General features: G+C 66.1%; 18 protein-coding genes and 1 tRNA gene. 12 read left to right on the forward strand and 7 right to left on the reverse strand.

Annotated elements, in window-relative coordinates; all coding sequences use genetic code 11:
• Positions 1-13 precede the first annotated feature (13 nt).
• The 4 genes from CLV77_RS07480 to CLV77_RS07495 all read right to left on the reverse strand — a co-directional run bounded on the left by CLV77_RS07480 (position 14) and on the right by CLV77_RS07495 (position 2880).
• The gene (locus CLV77_RS07480) at positions 14-559 is read right to left on the reverse strand and encodes a GNAT family N-acetyltransferase (RefSeq protein WP_100339207.1); all 546 of its coding nucleotides are present in this window, start codon (positions 557-559) and stop codon (positions 14-16) included.
• A 177-nt stretch (positions 560-736) separates the two neighbouring features.
• On the reverse strand, positions 737-1006 hold the full coding sequence (gene rpmA / locus CLV77_RS07485) for a 50S ribosomal protein L27 (protein WP_076978566.1): 270 nt from the start codon (positions 1004-1006) through the stop codon (positions 737-739).
• A 12-nt stretch (positions 1007-1018) separates the two neighbouring features.
• Positions 1019-1729: a 50S ribosomal protein L21 gene (locus CLV77_RS07490; RefSeq protein ID WP_076978565.1), complete on the reverse strand. Its 711-nt coding sequence runs from the start codon at positions 1727-1729 to the stop codon at positions 1019-1021.
• Positions 1730-1941: 212 nt separating this feature from the next.
• Positions 1942-2880 carry a DUF2059 domain-containing protein gene (locus CLV77_RS07495; RefSeq protein WP_143815089.1) on the reverse strand — a complete coding sequence of 313 codons (939 nt, stop codon included), beginning with the start codon at positions 2878-2880 and terminating at the stop codon, positions 1942-1944.
• A 260-nt stretch (positions 2881-3140) separates the two neighbouring features.
• On the opposite strand from CLV77_RS07495, the gene CLV77_RS07500 reads away from it, so the two are divergent.
• Positions 3141-3230: transfer RNA gene (locus tag CLV77_RS07500), tRNA-Ser, on the forward strand.
• A 228-nt stretch (positions 3231-3458) separates the two neighbouring features.
• On the opposite strand, the gene CLV77_RS07505 is transcribed toward CLV77_RS07500, so the two are convergent.
• Positions 3459-3815 (reverse strand): RidA family protein, encoded by a 357-nt coding sequence (locus CLV77_RS07505; RefSeq protein WP_076978563.1) that lies wholly within the window; start codon positions 3813-3815, stop codon positions 3459-3461.
• Between the two features lie 105 nt (positions 3816-3920).
• On the opposite strand from CLV77_RS07505, the gene CLV77_RS07510 reads away from it, so the two are divergent.
• The 6 genes from CLV77_RS07510 to CLV77_RS07535 all read left to right on the forward strand — a co-directional run bounded on the left by CLV77_RS07510 (position 3921) and on the right by CLV77_RS07535 (position 11413).
• Positions 3921-4802, forward strand: a complete 882-nt coding sequence (locus CLV77_RS07510) for a LysR family transcriptional regulator (RefSeq protein WP_076978562.1) — start codon at positions 3921-3923, stop codon at positions 4800-4802.
• Between the two features lie 122 nt (positions 4803-4924).
• Positions 4925-6385 (forward strand): aldehyde dehydrogenase family protein, encoded by a 1461-nt coding sequence (locus CLV77_RS07515; protein ID WP_076980910.1) that lies wholly within the window; start codon positions 4925-4927, stop codon positions 6383-6385.
• Positions 6382-7389: a membrane dipeptidase gene (locus tag CLV77_RS07520; protein ID WP_076978561.1), complete on the forward strand. Its 1008-nt coding sequence runs from the start codon at positions 6382-6384 to the stop codon at positions 7387-7389. The genes CLV77_RS07515 and CLV77_RS07520 overlap by 4 nt, the downstream gene beginning before the upstream one ends.
• 48 nt (positions 7390-7437) lie before the next feature.
• A complete protein-coding gene (locus CLV77_RS07525) occupies positions 7438-8997 on the forward strand; it encodes a BCCT family transporter (protein ID WP_076978560.1) in 1560 nt (519 codons plus the stop codon).
• A gap of 71 nt (positions 8998-9068) precedes the next feature.
• A complete protein-coding gene (locus CLV77_RS07530) occupies positions 9069-10772 on the forward strand; it encodes a hypothetical protein (protein WP_197685752.1) in 1704 nt (567 codons plus the stop codon).
• Complete coding sequence (locus CLV77_RS07535) at positions 10769-11413, forward strand: DUF3726 domain-containing protein (RefSeq protein ID WP_076978559.1); 645 nt, start codon at positions 10769-10771, stop codon at positions 11411-11413. Before CLV77_RS07530 ends, CLV77_RS07535 begins: the two co-directional genes overlap by 4 nt.
• Before the next feature lie 23 nt (positions 11414-11436).
• On the opposite strand, the gene CLV77_RS07540 is transcribed toward CLV77_RS07535, so the two are convergent.
• On the reverse strand, positions 11437-12666 hold the full coding sequence (locus tag CLV77_RS07540) for a M20 family metallo-hydrolase (protein ID WP_076978558.1): 1230 nt from the start codon (positions 12664-12666) through the stop codon (positions 11437-11439).
• A 68-nt stretch (positions 12667-12734) separates the two neighbouring features.
• On the opposite strand from CLV77_RS07540, the gene CLV77_RS07545 reads away from it, so the two are divergent.
• Entirely contained in the window at positions 12735-13502 is a 768-nt protein-coding gene (locus CLV77_RS07545) for a FadR/GntR family transcriptional regulator (RefSeq protein ID WP_076978557.1), read from the forward strand.
• Here the strand turns inward: CLV77_RS07545 and CLV77_RS07550 are convergent, their stop codons facing one another.
• Complete coding sequence (locus CLV77_RS07550) at positions 13503-14192, reverse strand: DUF1028 domain-containing protein (protein ID WP_076978556.1); 690 nt, start codon at positions 14190-14192, stop codon at positions 13503-13505.
• Positions 14193-14293: 101 nt separating this feature from the next.
• Between CLV77_RS07550 and CLV77_RS07555 the strand changes: the two genes are divergently transcribed.
• Genes CLV77_RS07555 through CLV77_RS07570 form a run of 4 tightly spaced genes read left to right on the forward strand, consistent with a single transcriptional unit; the run spans position 14294 to position 19736 of the window.
• Positions 14294-15865 carry an ABC transporter substrate-binding protein gene (locus CLV77_RS07555; protein ID WP_076978555.1) on the forward strand — a complete coding sequence of 524 codons (1572 nt, stop codon included), beginning with the start codon at positions 14294-14296 and terminating at the stop codon, positions 15863-15865.
• Between the two features lie 54 nt (positions 15866-15919).
• Positions 15920-16867 (forward strand): ABC transporter permease, encoded by a 948-nt coding sequence (locus CLV77_RS07560; RefSeq protein ID WP_076978554.1) that lies wholly within the window; start codon positions 15920-15922, stop codon positions 16865-16867.
• Positions 16864-18750: a dipeptide/oligopeptide/nickel ABC transporter permease/ATP-binding protein gene (locus CLV77_RS07565; protein ID WP_076978553.1), complete on the forward strand. Its 1887-nt coding sequence runs from the start codon at positions 16864-16866 to the stop codon at positions 18748-18750. The genes CLV77_RS07560 and CLV77_RS07565 overlap by 4 nt, the downstream gene beginning before the upstream one ends.
• Positions 18747-19736, forward strand: a complete 990-nt coding sequence (locus CLV77_RS07570) for an ABC transporter ATP-binding protein (RefSeq protein WP_076978552.1) — start codon at positions 18747-18749, stop codon at positions 19734-19736. Before CLV77_RS07565 ends, CLV77_RS07570 begins: the two co-directional genes overlap by 4 nt.
• Positions 19737-20014 lie beyond the last annotated feature (278 nt).

The following is a 20014-nucleotide window of genomic DNA, read 5'->3' on the forward strand; positions in this document are numbered from 1 at the left end:
GAAGCCACCGGCCTCAATCCAGTTTTCTGGAATACGTCCAGGTCGCCACCGAGGCGCCGCGCGCCACGGAGAAGGTTTCGGCATCGCCCAGGTAGGCGAAACCACAGTTGCTCAGCACCCGGGCCGAGGCGGGATTGTCCTGCAGCACCTCGGCGAAGATGTTGGCGCAGCCCTGGGGGTTGGCCTCAAGCAGGGCGCGCACGGCGGCGGTGGCAAGACCTGTGTTCCACATGGCCGGCGCGATCCAGTAGGCAATCTCGGACTGATTGCGGTCCATCCGCTTCAGCCCGATGCAGCCCAGAACCTCGCCACCACCGATCCGGGTCGCATCCAGCAGCCACACGTCCTCGACCCGGTCGGGCGCGCGGGCGCGGTCGATGAAGGCCTGCGTCGCCCCCTCCGGAAGCGGGTGCGGGATCGAGCGGGTTGCCTCGGCGACCCGGCGGTCGCCGGTATACATCTGAAGCAGGCCCAGATCGGACTGCTGCGGCGGGCGCAGGCAGAAACGCTCGGTCTCGATGACCGGTCCGGGGTCGGGTATCTGGTTCTGGAACGTCACGAGATTGCTCTCCCTGATTGACGTGACCGGATGGCGGGCGGGCGATCTCCGCCCCACGGCCCCGGCCCCTCCCCGGTCAGCCCGGGATGAGGCCAGCGTTGCTCCGCTGCCCGAAACGAGAAAAGGGACCGGCGATGACCGCCGATCCCTGACTGTGTCGAGTGCGGACGATCGCGGTTACTCGGCGGCCTCGGCCGCTGGCATAACCGAAATGAAGGTGCGACCCTTCAGACCCTTGTGGAAGGTCACGTGACCTTCGGCGGTCGCGAAGATGGTGTGATCCTTGCCCAGGCCGACGCCCTCGCCCGGCCACCACTTGGTGCCGCGCTGACGCACGATGATGTTGCCCGGGATGACGGCTTCGCCACCGAATTTCTTGACGCCGAGGCGACGGCCGGCAGAGTCGCGGCCGTTGCGGGATGAACCGCCTGCTTTTTTATGTGCCATGCTTCTCTCTCCTTAGCCTTTGGTAAGCTCTTTGGCCTGGTCGACCCAGCCCTCGCGCTCGATGCGGCCCTTGAAGGACAGCTTCTCGTCCATCTCGGCGATGTCGGCGGCGGACCAGCCGGCGATCTGTGCGAAGGTGGTGACACCGGCTTCGTGCAGCTTCTTCTCAAGCGCGGGACCAACGCCCGACAGCTTCTTGAGATCGTCAGCCTTGTCGTCGGCCTTTGCGGCCTTGGGCGCGGCGGCCTTCTTCTCGGCCTTGGGTGCAGCAGCCTTCTTCTCGGCCTTGGGCTTTTCAGCCTTGGGCGCGGCGGCCTTCTTGGCGGGGGTCTTCGGCGCGGCGGCAGCAGCGGCAACACCGGCAACCGAACCGGCACCGACAGCGGCCTTGACGCCCGACTTGTCGCCACCTTCGGCCAGGATCTCGGTCACGCGCAGCAGGGTCAGTTGCTGGCGGTGGCCCTTGGTGCGCTTGGACGAATGCTTCCGGCGGCGCTTGACGAAATGGATGACCTTCTCGCCCTTGATCTGGTCGATGACCTCGGCCTGCACGGCCGCACCGGAGATCAGCGGAGCGCCAACCACGGGCTTGTCGCCACCCAGCATCATGATGTCGTTGAACTGAACGGTGTCACCCGCTTGGGCGGCCAGCTTCTCAACACGCAGAACGTCGCCGCTCTGCACCTTGTACTGCTTGCCACCGGTCTTGAGGACCGCAAACATCGCGTCTTCCTTGTCTCTCCGCGTCCTGTGGTCCCCATGATCGACCCGCGTTCGGGTCGTTCGGGATGTTTCCGCGGCCATAACGGCCACACCTCGGACTGCGCGCCCTCGTCGGGCTGTCGTTGCATATGATTGACCTGCCGGGACGCAAGGCCCCCGCAGAGATGCCGGCTTATGGGGAATCGGCGCCGGCAAGTCAAGCCGGAATACCCCTAAAGCTCCTCGCCGCGCAGGCTGTTACCGGCCGCCCGTCCAAGATCGTAGGACATGGTGTTGAATACAAGATCGAAGGCGTCGAACAAGGCCCGGTTGAAGGCCCGCCCCGCGTCCGAGCGCGAGAAGGCGACATAGTCGCCCATCTCGGCGTTGCTGAGCGGCTGGTAGGCCAGGTTCAGATAGGAGTAGATCCAGATCTCGCTTTCCGAACGGATCTCGTCTTCTTGGGACCAGACATCGCTCAGGACCTGTTCCTCGCTGACATCGAAGGGAAAGGCGCCGCCGTCCAACAGACCCGAGTAGAAGGCGTAGTTGGAGTTCATGCCGCCCACCACGTTGGATTCGATCAGGTCGTTGGCGGCGACGAACTCTTCCAGCAGGGCCTGGCGGGCGGGCTCCTCCTCCATCACGCGGGCATAGTCCTGCGCGGCCTGCCGCTCGACCATCTCGTCCAGCATTGCGCGGCGGGCGTCGATCTCCAGCCGGGTGATGCGCTGGCCCAGATCGGTCGAGAAGAACTCGACCGCCTGCTCTAGCGCGGGCGCGGCGATCGTGGTGCCGGCCTCAGCGTCCTGATCGCCCCCCTTGGCGGCAAAGCCCGTTTCGATCAGCCCCCGCATCCGGGTCACGTCATAGATACGCGCGATCCGCGCATCCCAGGGGCCGGCCGCGATCTCGGGGAACATCTCGGCCCGCACCAGGCGGGCATAATCGATCCCCTCCTCGCGCAGGATCTCCAGAAGTTCCTCGATGCGCAGAAGCTCCAGCATCCGTGTCAGGCGCGGACCCGGCTGAACGGCCACATCCGGCGTCCGGGCACCGGCCGCGGCATGGGCCGCGCCCGACAGCCCCGACAGCCCCGTCGGCACCGGCAGCGGCGAAAGGCTCGCCAGCGGCAGCGAAAGCAGGAGGGCAGCGAAGGGACGGCTCAGCATCATGTATTCCGATCGATGTTGGCGGGCGCGGGTCAGTTGGGCCGGCGGGCTGCCGGCGGCGGGCGCAATGGTGATACAGGCAAATCTCGGCATCCGCGAGGCCGAAGGCAAGTCCCCGCCCCCGCGCGCGTGGTCCCGCCGCAGGCACCCCGCCGCCCACGGCCAGATGTCCCGACACGCCACCCCGGCAAAAGAAGCGGCAATCGGCGGAAAAAGGGACTTGCACAGCCCGCACAAAAAAATTAGTCACCCCGTCACGCGGAGAGGTGCCGGAGTGGTCGAACGGGGCGGTCTCGAAAACCGTTGAGGGTGCAAGCCCTCCCAGGGTTCGAATCCCTGTCTCTCCGCCACTATCCCCTTGGAAATTCTGAATGATCGCGACCGCTGCCGGCGGATGCGCAAAGGTCTCCGAGGATCGGATCGGCTTTGTTTCCAGGACCGGTCACCTCCTTTTCATATCAGAAGACCCAGCAGAACGAAGACGCCCCGCCGTTACGGGCGGGGCCTTCAGGGGCCGTCCAGGTGTTCCCTCAGCATCCGGCGTGCGAACGCCGGGGCCGGGCAAGCCAGCTTGCGCCTCAGCTTTCCGCGGCGATGGCCAGAACCTCGATCAGGTAATGCGGCTGGGCCATGCGGGCCTCGACGCAGACGCGCGTCGGCGGTGTCACCGGGGCGACCCATTCGTCCCAGACGGCGTTCATCCCGGCATAGTCGTCCATGTTCGCAAGCCAGATCTGCACCGAGATCAGGTTTTCGCGGCTGGTGCCCGCCTCGGCGAGCAGCGTGTCGACCTTGGCGAAGACGTCTTGGGACTGGGCCGCGATGCCGCCATCCTTGAGCTGCGAGACCTGCCCGGCAAGATGCACCTGCCCGTTGTGGACCGCGATGGCCGAGAAGCGGGCCGAGCCGCTGAGTTTCCTGAGGTTGCCGGTCATGGGGTTTCCTTCTGTGCAAGCTGCCTGGTGTCACCGCTCATGTAGACAGGGCAGCGCGATTAAGGCAAAATGCATTATCTGAAATCCAGTTCAGAAAGACTGAAATTGGCCATCAAGATCGAGATGCTGCGCTGTTTCTGCGCGGTGGTGCAGCAGGGCAGCCTGAACGAGGCCGCGAACCAGCTTGGCCGAACGCCGTCGGCGGTCTCCATGATGCTGAAGCAATTCGAGGAACACGTCGGGGCCGCGCTTTTTGAGACGGCGAGAAAGTCGCGCCTGACCCCGCTGGGCGACATGGTCTACACCGAGGCGCGGCGCGAGATCGAGCATTTCGGCCGCACCGTGGCCTCCATCGAGGGGCTGGCGCGGGCCGAGGATGGGCAGGTGCGCCTGGCGGTCACGCCGTCGGTGGCAACGGCCATCCTTCCCGAGGTGATCCGCCGCTTCCGCCGCGATCATCCCCGGGTGCGGATCGACATGCGCGACATGGACAGCGCCTCGGTTCAGCGCGAGCTGGAGGCCGAGCGCGCCGATATCGGCCTGGCCAGCATCAATGCGGGACCGGGGTTCGAGCGCAAGCTGCTCTTCTCGGACCCGTTCGGCGTTGTCTGTGCACCCGGCGATGATCTGGCCCTGCGGGGCGATGCGGTCGGGTGGAACGATCTTGCCGGTCGGGATTTCATCGCCAACGGCCTCTGCGGTCTGATCGAGGATGCCGATTTCGGCCCCATCCTGGACGCCGCGCTGATGTCGGTGCCGAACACGGCCTCGTTGCTGGCGCTGGTGCGTGGCGGGGTGGGCCTGACGCTTCTTCCCCGAAGGGCGGTGCCGCAAGAGGACGGATTGGCCTTCCTGCCGCTGGCCGACAGTGCGGCGCGGCGGCATCTCTACCTTGTGACACGCCCGCGGCGCCTGCTGCCCCCGGCGGCCCGCGCCTTCCTGGGCGTGCTGGAGGCCGAGGCGGGCGCTATGGGCGACCTCGACTAACTTCAGGGATCCTGAATTAAATTCAAGTTATTCGAATTTGATTGAAGCGACCCCTTGGGGCCTACTGTTTCCAGCCACGTCCGGGACGCCCGGTCCAGTCAGGAGACAGCCCCATGAACGCCATGACCGACCTCAATCGCAATTACATCGCCGGGACCTGGCAGGCAGGCAATGGCGAGATCGAGAACCGCAATCCCTCGGATCTGGGCGAGGTTGTCGGGCATTTCGCACAGGCCAGCGCCAGCCAGCTTGACGATGCCCTGGCCGCCGCCCGTCAGGCACAGGCCGTTTGGGCCGGCTACGGGCCCGAGCGGCGCCACGATGTTCTGATGGCGATCGGCACCGAGATGATGGCGCGGGCGGCCGAGCTGGGCGAGCTTCTGTCCCGCGAAGAGGGCAAGCCCCTGGCCGAGGGCAAGGGAGAGGTCTATCGCGCCGGCCAGTTCTTCACCTATTACGCCGCCGAATGTCTGCGCCAGATCGGCGACACGGCCGACAGCGTGCGCGCCGGCGTCGAGATCGATGTGCGCCGCGAGCCGGTGGGCGTGGTTGCCGTCATCAGCCCGTGGAACTTCCCCACCGCCACGGCCAGCTGGAAGATCGCGCCGGCACTCGCCTATGGCAACGCGGTGATCTGGAAGCCCGCCAATGTCACCCCCGCCTCGGCCGTGGCCCTGACGGAGATCATTTCGCGCCAGGATATCCCCGCAGGCCTTTTCAATTTGGTCATGGGCGCGGGCCGCGAGATCGGACAGAAGCTGGTCGAAAGCCCCGCCCTCGACGCGATCTCCTTCACCGGCTCGGTCCCCGTGGGGCGCGGCATCGCCCGCGCCGCGGTCGAGAATTTCACCAAGATCCAGATGGAGATGGGCTCGAAGAACGCGCTGGCGGTGATGGATGACGCCGATCTCGACCTCGCGGTCGGCCTTGCACTGGGCGGCGCCTTCGGCGGCTCGGGCCAGAAGTGCACGGCCTCGTCCCGGCTGGTGGTGCACGCGGCGGTGCATGACGAATTCGTCGAGAAGCTGGTCGCAGGGGCGAAGGCGCTGAAGGTCGGTCACGCCCTCGAGGACGGCACGCAGATCGGCCCGGTGGTGAGCGAAGAGCAGCTGAACGCCAACCTCGCCTATGTCGAGCTGGGCAGATCCGAGGGGGCCACCCTGGCCTGCGGCGGCGAACGGTTGAGCCTTGCCACCGATGGCTACTACATGTCGCCCGCCGTCTTCACCGGCACGACCAACGCCATGCGCATCAACCGCGAGGAGATGTTCGCCCCCATCGCCTGCGTCATCAAGGTCGGCTCCTACGCCGAGGCGCTGGAGGTCGTGAACGACACCGAATTCGGACTGACCTCGGGCATCGTCACCCGCTCCATCGCGCGGGCCACCCATTTCCGCCGCAACGCGCGCACCGGCTGCGTGATGGTCAACCTGCCCACCGCCGGGACCGATTACCACGTGCCCTTCGGCGGTCGCGGCAACTCATCTTACGGGCCGCGCGAGCAAGGGTCTTACGCCGCCGAGTTCTACACCACCGTCAAGACCGCCTATATCGCGGCCGGAACGCCGGAGGAGCTGGCGTGACCTACCGCATCGATTGCCTGCAATACGCCAACTGGTCGGAAAAGGTGTTCCGGCAGATGCGCGAAGGCGGCGTGGACGCGGTTCACGTCACCATCGCCTACCACGAGAATTTCCGCGAGACGGTCCTCAACATCGAGGCCTGGAACCGCCGGTTCGAAGAGTTTGCGGACCTGATCTTCCAGGGCCGCACCGGCGACGATGTGCGCCGTGCCAAGGCCGAGGGGCGCACCGCCATTTTCTTCGGCTTCCAGAACCCCAGCCCGATCGAGGATGACATCGGCCTGGTCGAGGTCGTCCACACGCTGGGCGCGCGTTTCATGCAGCTCAGCTACAACAACCAGTCGCTGCTGGCGACGGGCTGCTACGAGGCAGAGGACCCCGGCCTGACCCGCATGGGCCGCGAAGTGATCGAAGAGATGAACCGCGTGGGCCTGGTTGTGGACATGAGCCATTCTGCCGAACGTTCTACCTTGGAGGCGATCGAACATTCGTCCCGGCCCATCGCGATCACCCATGCCAACCCCGCATCCTGGGCCCCTGCCCGCCGCAACAAGAGCGACGCTGTGATCCGGGCTCTGGCCGAGACCGGCGGCATGCTTGGCTTTTCGCTTTACCCGCATCACCTGCGCGACAAGGGCGCGTGCACGCTGGAAAGCTTCTGCCAGATGATTGCCCGCACCGCCGAGATGGTCGGTGCGCAAAGCCTCGGGATCGGCTCGGACCTTTGCCAGGACCATCCCGACAGCGTCGTGGACTGGATGCGCATGGGCCGGTGGACCAAGCGCGTCGACTATGGCGAGGGCTCGGCCGCGGCGCCGGGCTTTCCGGACATGCCCGCATGGTTCGAGGACAACCGCGATTTCCCCAATATCGAAGCCGGCCTGCGGGCCGTGGGTTTCGACGCGACAGAGGTGGCCGGGATCATGGGAGAGAACTGGCTGCGCTTTTTTGACGACAGCTTTGAGACCGCGCGGAAGACGCGCTCGAGGCAGGCGGCCGAGTAAGGGCGCCGAACCAAACGCAATTGCGAAATTCCTTTCAGGGAGGATGGAATGACGGATCAGACCCATAGCCCGGTGGCCGCGCAAACGCCCAGCCCCGGCCATATCAACAAACCGCTCTTCGCGATCACCGGCGGCTTCATCGCCGTCTTCTGCCTGATCGCGCTCCTCGACCTCGACCTACTGTCGGCGATCGTGGATGCAAGCTTCAACTTCTCGGCCCGCCACTTCGGCCTTTACTGGCAGGTGCTGCTTCTGGCGACCTTCCTGATCGGCTTGGTGCTGATCGTGCTGCCCGGCGGGCGGGCGATCATGGGCGGGCTGGCCCGGCCGGAGTTCTCGGTCTTCCAGTGGGGCGCGATGATCATGTGCACCCTTCTGGCGGGCGGCGGCGTCTTCTGGGCCGCCGGTGAGCCGATGGCGCATTTCCTGTCCTCGCCGCCCCTCTTCGGCGCCGAGGCCGGCACGCCGGAGGCCGTGGCCCCGGCGCTGGCGCAAAGCTTCATGCATTGGGGTTTTCTTGCCTGGGCGATCCTCGGTGCGCTTTCGACGGTGATGCTGATGCATTACCATTACGAAAAGGGGCTGCCGCTGGCGCCACGCACCCTGCTCTACCCGCTTTTCGGTGAACGCGCGATCAAGGGTCCCATCGGCCTGATCGCCGATGCGTCCTGCATCATTGCCGTGGTCGCGGGCACCGTCGGGCCGATCGGCTTCCTCGGGCTTCAGGTCAGCTATGGGCTGAATGCGCTATTCGGCATTCCCGACAGCTTCATAACACAGGCCGTTGTGATCGCGGGGCTGGTGACGCTTTACACCGTCTCGGCGATGACCGGGCTTACCCGCGGGATCCAGCTTCTGAGCAAGATCAACGTGATTCTGGCCGCGGGCCTTCTGATCTTCATGCTGGTCTTCGGCCCCACCGCCTTCATCCTGTCGAGCTATTTCTCGGGGTTCGCCAGCTATCTCGGCAACTTCTTCGGCATGGCGCTCTATCGGGGCGAGGCGGGGCTGTTCGGGAATCCGGGCTGGCTGGGCTGGTGGACCGTCTTCTTCTGGGGCTGGTTCATGGGCTACGGGCCGCTGATGGCGATGTTCATCGCGCGCATCTCGCGCGGTCGCTCGATCCGCTCCATCGTGATCATGCTGTCGCTGGTGGCGCCCATCATCACCACCTTCTGGTTCACGATCATCGGCGGCTCCGGCATCGCGTTCGAGCTGGCCAACACCGGCTCGGTCTCGACCGCGTTCGAGGGGTTCAACCTGCCGGCCGCACTTCTGGCGATCACCCAGCAACTGCCGATGGGCTTCCTGATCTCGCTGCTGTTCCTGATCCTGACCACGATCTTCGTGGCCACGACGGGCGACTCGATGACCTACGTGATCTCGGTTGCGATGTCCGACGAGGACCAGTCGTCGATGCCGGTGCGGGTGTTCTGGGGCGTCGGGATGGGCCTGATGGCGGTCATCCTGATTTCGCTCGGCTCTGGCGGCGTGGGCAAGCTGCAAAGCTTCATCGTGGTGACGGCCGTGCCGGTATCGCTGGTGCTGCTGCCGTCGCTTTGGGACGCGGTGCGGATCACCCTGGCCAAGGGTCGCGAACGGGTCTGATCAGGTCGGCGGGCGGTCCGACAAAGGCCGCCCGCCCCGATACGTGGTAACGTGCAAGGAGGAGGCGCGTGATGAAACTCGACCAGCTCAGCCCGGACCGCGTGGCGCTTCGCCCTGCCGATACCGTGATGCGCCTGGCGCGCATGGGGTCGTTCCACCAGTCCCGCCTATCCTTCATGCGCGTCCTTCTGAGAAGGCTGAAGTCCGAGAACTGGCGGTTCGAGCGGCGCGCATTCGAGATCGACGCAACCGGCGTCGGCCACGCCGTCTACACGATGCACGGCCCGTCCCACAGCTACAGCCTGGTGGCCTTCGCCCATGACCTGCCCCCCGAACAGCGTTCGGACCGGGTCATCGCCACGGCCTGGGACACGACCTTCACCCTTTTCGACGGGCTGCCCACGGCGGCGGATATCGAGCGGCTGTCGCGCAATGTTCCCCTGCAGGAAGCCGGGCGCGTCACCCCGGCCGAGCTGACCGTCTCGCGTGCCAACCGTTCGGTGCGCCTTTTCGACCACGTGGTCGATTGCCTGGCCCAAGGCGTGCAGCCTGACCCGGCCGATATCGACGCCGTGGGCTACCTGATGCGCACGACTGCGGTCTACGGTTCGGGCAAGCTGGGCGCCGCCGATCGCGAAACCATCTGCGACCGGCCCGAGTTCGCGCCGCCCTTCCAGGCCGAGATGCTGACCGTCTTCCTGATCCGGGGCTTCGTGCTGGACCTGGTCGAGCATCTGGCCCGCATCCGGGGCAAGGACCGCGCCGTGACACTTGAGCCGTCGCTGCGCCGACGCTTCGGCATCGGGAATTCCACCGGCCTTGGCATGGCGCCCTTCCTCCTCAACCATCCGATCCTGCTCAACAACTGGATCGAGGCGCGGGAGACCGCCCTGGCCCGGGTGCGCGCACTGGCTTCGATCACGCCCGCCGAGGCCGAGGCCTTTCGGGTCATGCTGCGCCGGGGCCATCGCAACGTGGACGACTGGCATTCCGAGCATCCGCTTCAGCGCGGCAAGATCGCGGCACTCAAGGCCGACCTCGACCGGCTCGCAGCCCACCTTGAGGCGGGCGCGCTGGACATGCCCTCGCCCTGGGACGCGCTTTATCGCTGGGCCGAGACCGCGCTCAGCCTCGAGGGGCAGGAACTTCTCGTGGCGCTGATGATGGAGCCCTACGGCGCGCTGGTCGACGACCTGCCCAGCCGGATGAGCGCCGATGAAACCGCCGGCTTCCGCATCGACGGCGCCATGACCCTGGCCCGCCTGCGCGCCATTCTTGAGGGCGACTATGCCTGGGCGCTCGCCATCGACTGGACCCGACCCGAGGCACAGGCCCGCGCCTGGTACGTCTCGGCCGAGAAGCTGGAGCCGCGCCTTGGCGAGCGTCATCTCGAACCCGTCGCACCCTACGAACAGCCCCTGGCACCCGGCCGCGACGCCGCCCTGCTTCACGCGGCCCTGCAGGCCGAGGCCGCCGAGACCCGGGTCGCGGACTTCCTGCTGCGCCACCCCGAGCATCGCCACATCCTGCGCCGCGTTCAGATCGCCGCTCGCCATCCCTATGCCGAGATCCGCGACAACACCGTCGCCGCCGATGTCCTGCCCATCGACCTTCTGCGGGCCAAGCTGTCGTTTTTCGGCGCCTGCCATTTCGATCCGCGCTCGGACCGCTGGGTGCGCATCAACATGTTCCGCAACGCGCCCTTCCCCCACGAGATTGCCGAAATGGAATTTGCTGGCTGGACCTATCCCGCCCTGCCGGAGGTGCCGTCGTGATCTGTTCGCTCAACGAGATTGAGGCCCTGGCCCGCAAGGCCGCACGCGGTGGCGGCATGAGCTGGGGCCTGGCCGAGGAGACCGGCAAGGCCGTGCGCTGGCTAAGCGATCACGGGTTTCCGGGACCGTGGCTTCTGGCCGAGCTGCTGGAGCAGAACGACGGAACACCCTATGCGGAGCTGGCCCCGCAACAGTCAGACGGGACCTGGCGCGCGCGGCGCGGCCCGCTTTGCCCGATCATCGCGGGGGCGCTGATCTGCGACCGGGCCGACGATCTGACAACCGGAGCAGGTTTGCGGCTGGGTCAGGTAGCGGTGCCCCTGATGCTGGCCCCCTTCGCGGCCGAGGTATCGCGCGCGACCGGATTGAACACTGCCCTCGAATGGCATGGAATCACACTGATCCTCGACGGCAATTCGGTGGCGATGGAAGGGGAAAGTGCGGCCCTGCTGGCGCCCTACGCGGGTTTAGTGAACCTGACCCCAACCAATGAGCCCGCGTTCCCCACGCCCCGGACCAGCACGGGCCGCCACGTCAGCGCCGAGGTCATGCGAACCCTCGAAAGTTTCGCCATGCGCACCTATGCCCCCGCCACCGAGGCAAGCCGCGCGGGCGCGGGTGCCGGCGTGGAAAGCGATTGATTGCCGGGCCCTTGGGGCCCGCTTCAACCATGCTCCTTCGACGCCAAGACCTTGATCGTCTCCGCAAGGACCCGGATCGCGTCACCCATGTCAACGGCACTGGCGTGTTCGTCCGGTCGGTGGCTGATACCGCCCTTGCACCTGACAAACAGCATTCCCACCGGGCAGAGATCCGCCATCGCAGAGGCATCGTGCGTGGCGCCGGACGGCAGGCTGGTCAGCGGCAGCTGCGATGCGGTCATCCCCTTTGTAAGAGCCGCTTTTATGCCGGGCGCGCACGCGACCGCGGGCTGCTCATAAGTCTGGCTGAGCGTTACGGACACGCCGGATTCTGCTGCGATTTCATCGCCCAAGCGCTGGGCTTTGGCATGAAATGCCAGCCGCATATCGTCAGTCGGCGCGCGCAGCTCCAGGGTCAGATCGACCCGCGAAGGGATGGCGTTTACGACACCCGGTTTTGCCTCTATTTTTCCAACCGTTGCACGGCACTCCTCAAGCCCTGCCGCGGCGTCAGATACGGCGGCGATGAACCGTGCGGCCGCGACCAGCGCATCCCGGCGCCCCTCCATGGGCACCGTGCCCGCGTGGCCGGTCTCCCCCTCGAACGTGACCGAATGCCGGGAGATGCCGCAGATCGCGGTCACGACGCCCAGGGACCGGTCGGCGGCCTCCAGCACCGGGCCCTGCTCGATATGGGCCTCAAGGTATCCGACCACATCTTGCTGGCGTCGTGCCAAGGCCGGGATTTGGCCCGGGTCCAGGCCGAAGCCCTCCATCGCTTGGCCCATGCTCACCCCCTCCGCGTCCCGCATCTCGAGGACGGTGGGGTCAAAACTGCCCGCCAGGGCGCGCGGTCCGATCAGCGCGGTGGGAAAGCGCACCCCCTCCTCATCCGCGAAGGCCAGCACCTCGACCGCGAAGGGAAGCTGCACCCCCTCATCCGCAAGGCGCCGGACCGCAAGGCACGCGACGGCCACGCCCATGATCCCGTCAAAGCGCCCGCCCGAACGGACGCTGTCCTGGTGGGAGCCGAGTAGCAGAGCCGGCCTGCCCGCCATGCCGGGTGTGCGACCGATCAATGTTCCCGCCGCATCAAGGCTGACGTCCAGTCCGGCATCCTGCATCCACGATGTAATGTGCCCGATGGCGCGACGATGTTCGGCCGTCCACGGCAGTCGGGTCACGCCGGGTCCGGTGGCGGACATCCCGGCAATCTCGGACAGCCGCGCTTCGGCCAGCTTCCCGTAGTCCATGCATCCACTTGTATTTATCATGATCGATTTGCTTTATAGACGCCTTCGGAGTTCGAATGAGGCGTGCGATGGCAAGAACGAGCGAGACACCCGACGAGAAAGCCCCCCGGCGGTCCCGCCCCATCCGCGTGGCCGAGGCCATCAAGGAATGGGTGGTCGAGCAGGGTTTGCAGCCGGGTGACCGCCTTCCGGGCGAGACCGAGATGATCGCGCGTTTCGGCATGTCCAAGGGCACGATCCGCGAGGCCATGCGCCTTCTTCAGGCCCAAGGCCTGGTCGAGACCAAGACCGGTCCCGGCGGCGGAAGCTTCGTCGGCGAGGTCTCGACCGAGCGCGCGCACGCGCTGCTTGCCAACTATTTCTACTTCCGCGACATCTCCATCGCGGACATCTACCAGTTGCGGGTCGCCCTTGAGCCCGAGGTCGCGGCCGCGATGGCCGGACGCCTGTCGCCCGAGCGGCTGGCCGAGCTGCGATCGATCATCGACGACTATGCCGAGCCTGCGACCGACCCAGAGGACGAGCGGCGCCAGCACGTCGCCTCGCTGCACTTTCACGCAAGGCTCGCCAGTTTCGCCGACAACGCTTTGCTGGGTTTCATCATCGGTTTCATGTCCCAGATCCTCGCCGATCTTACGGTCTACCGACAGCTCTACGCCGCGCCCAACGTGGAGCTTTGGCGGACAGGCCGTCAGCATCAGCTTGACCTCTTGGATGCGATGGAACGCGGGGATGCCAAGGCGGCCCGTTCGATCATGCGCTCGCACATGGAAATGGCCTGGCGCATGATGGAGGACCAGCAAGCCGTCGTGATGAAACGCTTCATGGCCCATTGATCAACCGGCCGGCGTGACGGTTTCGCTGTAGGGTTCGGCCCGATGGGGCTCATCCAGCGTCGGGACCAGCCGCGACCATTGCCCGTAGGCGCCGCTGGTGGCGCGTTGATGAAGATCCGCGAGATCCTGCAAAGGCTGCTCGGAGTAATCGATGCGAAGGTTCAGGGGCGCCGCGCTGCGTGAGACGACCAGCAACGCGGCCGACAAAAGCCCCCGGCTGTCCCCCCCGGCCGCGGCGGCCGCGTTCAGGGCCGCGATCAGGCGCTCGGCCATGCTGCCTTGCGCCTTCTGGTATCCGTCAAGGCAGGCATCAAGAACGTCATCGCCCGACAGCAGGTTTCCGGTCACGACCACCGATGGCCCCTGCCGTGCCCCTGCCGCGGGAATGCTCGAAGCCCCGGTGAAGTGACCCGTTCCCCCTGCGCGATCCACGGCGGCAAGCTGGCGATGGGCGCGGCCCGCGTCGCTGTCCACCACCTCGGACACGGCGATGGCCGCCGACAGGCCCGTCCGCATCAGGTCAAGGACCTGGGTCCCCCAAAGGGTGCTTGGCAGCGATCCCTGCGAGGCTGACAGCCCCGATTCGGCCCCGCCACGCAGGACCCACCCGCCCACGCAAAGGCTGCCCGTTGTGGCAGCCCCGCCGTAAGTGCCTGTTTCCGCGTCATATGCGAGGATCGAAATCGTCATTCCTTCTTCTCCATGTCAGCGCGCTTGAATTTATAATGAAAATTTGGCCTGATGCAATTTATCATGAAAAATAAGATTGAACCGATCAGGAGAGGTAACCCATGTCGATTGTACAACTGACCCGCCGACAGCTGCTTGTTGCCGGCACCGCATTGACCATGGCGCTTGGCGCACCGGCATTTGCGCAAACCCCGCCCGGTGTCCTGGTCGTCGGCCAGATCGCCGAGCCGAAGGCCCTGGACCCCGCCGCCGTCACGGCGGTGAATGATTTCCGCATCCTGATGAACGTCTACGACGGGTTGGTGCGTTACAAGGACGGCACGCTGGAGGTCGAGCCTGCGCTGGCGACCGAATGGTCGATCTCGGAGGACGGGACCGAATACACCTTCACCCTGCGCGACGGCGTCACCTTCCACGATGGAAGCGCCTTTGACGCCGAGGCGGTGAAGTTCAACTTCGACCGGATGCTCGATGAGAACCATCCCTTCTACGACACCGGCCCCTTCCCGCTTTCGTTCTTTTTCTCGGCCATCGACAAGGTCGAGGCGGTCGATCCCAAAACCGTCAAGTTCGTGCTGAAAGAGCCCTACGCGCCCTTTCTGTCGAACCTGGCCTACCCCACGGGGCTGATCGTCTCGCCCGCGTCGGTCGAGAAGCACGGGTCCGACTTCGGGCGGAACCCCTCGGGGACAGGTCCGTTCAAATTCGCCGAATGGCGCCCCAACGAGGCTGTCGTCGTCGAGGCCAACCCCGATTACTGGGACGGGGCGCCCAAGCTTCAGGCCGTCGTCTTCCGCCCCATCACCGATGCCAGCACCCGCACCGCCGAAATGCTGGCCGGCGGCATCGACCTGATGGTCGAGGTGCCCCCCGTGGCCCTGTCGCAGTTCCAGGGCGAAACCTACACGCTGCACGAGCAGGCAGGCCCGCATTTGTGGTTCCTGATCCTCAACGCCAAGGAAGGCCCCTTCGCCGACAAGCTGGTGCGCCAGGCGGCGAATTACGCGATCAACAAGGAAGCGATCGTGAACGAAGTGCTGGAAGGCACGGCCGAAGTGGCCGCCGGGCCGACCCCACCCGCCTTTGCATGGGCTTACAACGAAAACCTCACGCCCTATGCCTATGACCCCGACAAGGCGCGCGAGCTGATCGCCGAAGCGGGCGCCGACGGCGCCGAGCTGACCTTCTACGTTACCGAGGGTGGTTCGGGCATGCTGGATCCGGTCGCCATGGGCACGGCGATCCAGGCGGATCTGGAAGCGGTCGGCTTCGACGTGAAGATCGAGACCTACGAATGGAATACCTTCCTGGGCGAGGTGAACCCCGGCCTCGAGGGCAAAGCCGACATGGCCGAGATGGCGTGGATGACCAACGACCCCGACACCCTGCCCTTCCTTGCCCTGCGCAGCGAGGCCTTTCCCGATAAGGGTGGCTTCAACTCGGGCTACTATTCCAACCCCGAGGTTGATGCCCTTCTGGAAAAGGCGCGCCGCGCCACCGACCAAGAGGAGCGCGCCGATCTTTACAAGCAGATGCAGGAGATCGTGCACGAAGACGCGCCCTGGGTCTTCGTGGCAAACTGGAAGCAGAACGCGGTGACCAGCGACCGGGTCGAGGATTTCCAGCTTCAGCCCTCGTTCTTCCTGCTGCTCGACGACGTCGCCAAGAACTGATCACGCGCGGGGGCCGCGCCCCGGCCCCCGCTCCCCATTCGGGAGAGGCCGCGCATGGGCGGATACATCGCAAGACGGCTGCTCTCGGCGGTGCCCGTGCTGTTGGGCATCACCGTCATCGTCTTTCTGATCATGGCGCTGATCCCGGGCGACCCGGCGACCGCCATCCTCGGCAGCTATGCCACGCCCGAGAACGTGGCCCGAATCAACCGCGAACTGGGCCTGGATGAGCCGCTTTGGCGGCAATACCTGATCTGGCTGGGCAACATGCTCCAGGGGGATTTCGGGCAAAGCTTCGCCCTCAACCGGCCCGTTCTGGACGAGGTGGTCGAACGCTTCGGCGCAACGCTGATCCTTGCGGGCACGGCCTTCGTCCTCTGCGCCCTGCTCGGCGTCATCGCGGGGACCATATCGGCCGCCAACCAGTATGGGTTTGCCGACAAGGCGATCACCTTCGCGGTGCTGCTGGGCATCTCCATCCCGTCGTTCTTCCTCGGCATGATGATGATCCTGCTTTTCGCGGTGCGGCTACGCTGGTTCCCGGTGTCGGGCATGTGGCCCATCTACGGGGCGCGCGACGCCGCCGCCCTGTTCTCGCATCTGGCGATGCCAGCGCTGGCGCTGGCGGTGGTGGCGACCGGTGTGATCGCGCGGCTGTCCCGCTCGGCCCTGCTGGAGGTGCTGCGCCAGGATTTCATCCGCACCGCGCGCGCCAAGGGCGTGCATGAGCGTTCGGTGATCTGGCGCCACGCCCTCCGCGCGGCCATGGTCTCGATCCTGCCGGTGCTGGGCATTCAGGCCGGCTTTGTCCTATCGGGCGCCGTCTATATCGAGATCGTGTTCCAGTGGCCGGGCATCGGCCGGATGCTGGTCGACGCGATCCTGCGCCGTGACATCCTGCTGGTTCAGGGCGGGGTGATCGTCGTCGCCGCGTGCTACGTGTTCTTCAACATCGTCGTCGACGTGGCGCAAAGCCTCCTCGACCCGAGGATCCGCACATGACGGCCGCGTTCCTGCTGTTCTCGCGCAACCGAATGGCACTGGCGGGTGGGGTCATCCTGTTTATCGTCCTCCTGCTGGCCCTGGCCGTTCCCCTGCTGCCGCTAGCCGACCCGGATGTCACCAACACCGCCAACAGGTTCCGCCCCCCCTTCTCGGATGGCGCCTTGCTGGGCACCGATCATCTGGGCCGCGACCTGCTTTCGCGCCTGCTTTGGGGGACACGGCTGTCGCTTGCGGTGGGGTTCGCCGCCGCGACCATCGCCGCCACGATCGGGGCCGCGATCGGGGTGGTCGCCGGTTTTTACGGCGGGCGCCTCGACAACATCATCATGCGCGGCGTCGATATGCTGATGGCCTTTCCCTACATCCTGCTGGCCCTGGCCATCGTGGCGGCGCTGGGCCCGGGCCTTCTGAACGCGCTGATCGCGGTGGCCGCCGTCAACGTGCCCTTCTTCGCGCGCAACATTCGCGGCATCACCGTGGGCCTTGCCCACAAGGAATTCGTCGACGCGGCGCGCCTGTCGGGCCTGTCGCGCCCCCAGATCATCCTGACCGAGATCTTGCCGAACGTTCTGCCGGTGATCGTCATTGCCATGTCGACCACCATCGGCTGGATGATCCTGGAAACGGCGGGGCTTTCCTTTCTTGGCCTCGGCAGCCAGCCGCCCCAGGCCGACCTGGGATCGATGCTGGGAGAGGCGCGCGCGGCGCTCATCAGCCATCCGCACACTTCGGTGGTGCCGGGCGTCATGATCCTGATCATCGTGATGTCCATCAACCTTCTGGGCGACGGGATCCGCGATGCGCTGGACCCGCGGCTGAAATCAGGGGCCCTGTCGCGCCCCATGGCCGCGACCCGCGTGAAGCGCGAGGGGCCGGTCCCCGAACCCACCCTGGACGGCATCCTTACGCTGGAGGGGCTGAAGACCGAATTTCACGTCGGCACCCGCAGGCTAAGGGCTGTGGGCGGGGTAAGCTTGGCGGTCCGGCCCGGCGAATGCCTGGGTATCATCGGCGAAAGCGGGTCCGGCAAATCGGTCACCGCCCTGTCGGTCACCGGGCTTGTCGCCTCGCCGCCCGGCGTCATCACCGGCGGCGCCGTCCGCTACCGTGGCGAGGATCTCATTGGTGCCCCCTACGAGCGCCTGCGCGCCGTCCGCGGGGGCGAGATTGCCTATATCTTCCAGGATCCGCTGGCGACCTTGCACCCGCTCTACCGGGTCGGCGACCAGCTGGTCGAGGCGATCCAGGCCCACCAGAACCTCGGCAGGAAAGAAGCGTCGGCCAAGGCCGTCGAGCTTCTGCGCGATGTGCGCATTCCCAACCCCGAGCGGCGGATCGCGAACTACCCGCACGAGATGTCGGGCGGCATGCGCCAGCGGGTGGGCATCGCCATGGCCCTGGCCAACGACCCCGAGGTGATCATCGCCGACGAGCCGACGACCGCCCTGGATGTGACGGTGCAGGCACAGATCCTGTCCCTGCTTGACGATCTTCGCCGCTCGCGCGATCTGGCGATCGTCTTCATCACCCATGATTTCGGGGTGGTCGCCCAGCTTTGCGACCGGGTGGCGGTCATGTATGCCGGCAAGGTGGTCGAGGAAGGCCCGACAAGATCGGTCCTCGAGGCGCCACGCCATCCCTATACCGCCCGTCTCATCGCCTGCGTGCCCGAGCTTGGCGGCGGCCGCCGACGGCTGGAGGCGATTCCGGGGCTGCCGCCACCCGTCGACCGCCTGCCCGATGGATGCGCCTTTGCGGATCGCTGCGCCAAGGTGCGCCCGGTCTGCCGCGAGGGGGACATTCCGCTTGCCCCGCAGGGCGACCGTGCGGTCCGCTGTCTTTTCCCCGAGGAACACCCCAGCAGGGAGGCCGCGGAATGACCAAGGCGCTGAGATTGGAGAACCTGTCCAAGGCCTTCCCCGTGCGCAGCGGTCTATTCGGCGGCCCCAGGGTCGAGGTGCGTGCGGTGCAGCCCATTTCGCTTGCTGTCGAGACCGGCGAAACCCTTGGCATCGTGGGAGAGTCGGGATGCGGCAAGACCACGCTGGCGCGGATGCTGGTCGGTTTGATCGCACCCAGCACCGGCACGATCGAGATCGAGGGCACCGCTCTCGACACCGCGGACCCGGCGGATTTCGGGCGGCGCATCCAATACGTCTTTCAGGATCCGATCTCGTCGCTCAATCCCCGCAAGACGATCCGCCAGATCCTGGAACTTCCCTTGCGAAAGCTTCACAGCATGGGCAAGGTCGCCCGACGGGAGCGCATTACCGAGATCTTCGACAGCGTGAACCTGCGCCCCGAGTTCCTTGACCGTTATCCGCACGAGTTTTCGGGCGGCCAGGCGCAGCGGATCGGGATCGCCAGGGCCCTGGCCGCCCAGGCGCGCATCCTGATCCTGGATGAGCCGGTCTCGGCCCTTGATGTGAGCGTCCAGGCGCAGGTGCTGAACCTTCTGGCGGACCTGCGGGCGCGTCTGGGGCTGACCTATCTCTTTATCAGCCACGACCTCGCCGTGGTGGAGGCGGTGTCGGACCGGGTGGCGGTCCTCTATTTCGGCGCGCTGGTCGAGATCGGACCGGCCGAGCGGATCTTTCGCGCGCCCCGACATCCCTACACCCGGCTGCTGGCCGACAGCGCGCCCGTGGTGGGCCGACCGCTCAAGGCGCCCGAAGCCAGAGGGAGTGAGCTGCCCGATCCGCTCAACCCGCCGAAGGGCTGCGCCTTCGCCGCGCGATGCCCGCGCGCGACGGAGCTGTGCCGCGAAACCGCGCCCGCGCTGGAGCCCGCCCGCGGAGGCGGTTCTGTCGCCTGTTTCCACCCGCTGGGGTCGGATGAGGCTCCGGCCTCAGCCGATTGTCACTAATAATTTCGGCACTTTGAATGGGAAGGGTTTTCTTTAATTGGAATTTCCTTCCCGTTTAGGCGCCAAAGCAAGAACCAGCAGACCAGAACCGGCGTGATCGGTCCGTGTCAGGCGCCCGCTGACGCCGACCGTTTCGGGTGCGCCGCGAATGATGTCCGAAATTTGACAGACCCGGATGGGAAAAGCCCATTTCGCCCGGTTCACGTGAAGGTTAAGCGGTCATCCGCCTAGTGGCTGGCCGCGCGTCAAATAGGCCCTTTCCCCTGCCCTGCAGGGCT

The organism is Brevirhabdus pacifica, assembly GCF_002797755.1.
GTDB lineage: Bacteria > Pseudomonadota > Alphaproteobacteria > Rhodobacterales > Rhodobacteraceae > Brevirhabdus > Brevirhabdus pacifica.

Bases quoted from the DNA above. Each gene is read 5' to 3' on its own strand.
- rpmA (WP_076978566.1), bottom strand. From the start codon at position 1,006: ATGGCACATAAAAAAGCAGGCGGTTCATCCCGCAACGGCCGCGACTCT.
- CLV77_RS07490 (WP_076978565.1), bottom strand. From the start codon at position 1,729: ATGTTTGCGGTCCTCAAGACCGGTGGCAAGCAGTACAAGGTGCAGAGC.
- CLV77_RS07495 (WP_143815089.1), bottom strand. From the start codon at position 2,880: ATGCTGAGCCGTCCCTTCGCTGCCCTCCTGCTTTCGCTGCCGCTGGCG.
- CLV77_RS07505 (WP_076978563.1), bottom strand. From the start codon at position 3,815: ATGACCGGCAACCTCAGGAAACTCAGCGGCTCGGCCCGCTTCTCGGCC.
- CLV77_RS07515 (WP_076980910.1), top strand. From the start codon at position 4,925: ATGACCGACCTCAATCGCAATTACATCGCCGGGACCTGGCAGGCAGGC.
- CLV77_RS07525 (WP_076978560.1), top strand. From the start codon at position 7,438: ATGACGGATCAGACCCATAGCCCGGTGGCCGCGCAAACGCCCAGCCCC.
- CLV77_RS07530 (WP_197685752.1), top strand. From the start codon at position 9,069: ATGAAACTCGACCAGCTCAGCCCGGACCGCGTGGCGCTTCGCCCTGCC.
- CLV77_RS07540 (WP_076978558.1), bottom strand. From the start codon at position 12,666: ATGGACTACGGGAAGCTGGCCGAAGCGCGGCTGTCCGAGATTGCCGGG.
- CLV77_RS07545 (WP_076978557.1), top strand. From the start codon at position 12,735: ATGGCAAGAACGAGCGAGACACCCGACGAGAAAGCCCCCCGGCGGTCC.
- CLV77_RS07550 (WP_076978556.1), bottom strand. From the start codon at position 14,192: ATGACGATTTCGATCCTCGCATATGACGCGGAAACAGGCACTTACGGC.
- CLV77_RS07555 (WP_076978555.1), top strand. From the start codon at position 14,294: ATGTCGATTGTACAACTGACCCGCCGACAGCTGCTTGTTGCCGGCACC.
- CLV77_RS07560 (WP_076978554.1), top strand. From the start codon at position 15,920: ATGGGCGGATACATCGCAAGACGGCTGCTCTCGGCGGTGCCCGTGCTG.
- CLV77_RS07565 (WP_076978553.1), top strand. From the start codon at position 16,864: ATGACGGCCGCGTTCCTGCTGTTCTCGCGCAACCGAATGGCACTGGCG.
- CLV77_RS07570 (WP_076978552.1), top strand. From the start codon at position 18,747: ATGACCAAGGCGCTGAGATTGGAGAACCTGTCCAAGGCCTTCCCCGTG.